Here is a 558-nt window from a genome sequence, read left to right on the forward strand (position 1 = left end):
GTTTTAAGGCCCTTCTTGGTCTTGTGACCCCAGTATATATGTGTCTGGATTCCTGTATTACGTAGGCTGCCTTTGGATCACTCAGTTCGTGCATCCAGCTTCTCCCCTCTTTTTCCCACACTGGCTTAAAGTCTACGGGACATCTGACCGTTTCAGCTGTCCTCCCTAAGATCCCTCTACATGTTAAGTCCAGCCCCATTTTTGAATCCATTCAGAGGCCAACTTTCCTTCGTTTGCCTTTGACACTGTCTCGAGGTGTTCGATTCCTTCCATGTTAGTTCGTGTTCCTTCTTTGGTTGTTGCTGTAGTTGTTCTTTTTTTTCTCGGCTGGGCGCTTGCGCAGCTAGGCTCGTTGGTCTAGGGCTGTGGTTCTCGCCTTGGGTGCGAGAGGTCCCGGGTTCAAATCCCGGACGAGCCCGTGGTGAGGCTTGGTTCAGAAGCTGTTTTATCTCTTTAGGGTCAAGAGCAATCAGGAAGTTTCTGGTCAATCGGGCAGAAAGCTGGGCAAAGCCAGGCCGGTTAGCTCAGTTGGTTAGAGCGTGGTGCTAATAACGCCAA

At 50.4% G+C, this 558-nt stretch carries 1 protein-coding gene and 1 tRNA gene; one reads left to right on the forward strand and one right to left on the reverse strand.

Features of this window, described 5'->3' with window-relative positions:
* Window positions 1–211, reverse strand: a 211-nt coding sequence (locus ACXIZN_RS43295) for a hypothetical protein (RefSeq protein ID WP_457960789.1), incomplete at its 3' end; no start/stop codon positions are given.
* Window positions 212–346: 135 nt separating this feature from the next.
* Here ACXIZN_RS43295 and ACXIZN_RS43300 point away from each other — a divergent pair.
* A tRNA-Pro gene (locus tag ACXIZN_RS43300) sits at window positions 347–418 on the forward strand.
* The last annotated feature ends 140 nt before the right edge of the window (window positions 419–558 follow it).

The sequence above is a fragment of the Amycolatopsis sp. TRM77291 genome (genome assembly GCF_054166285.1).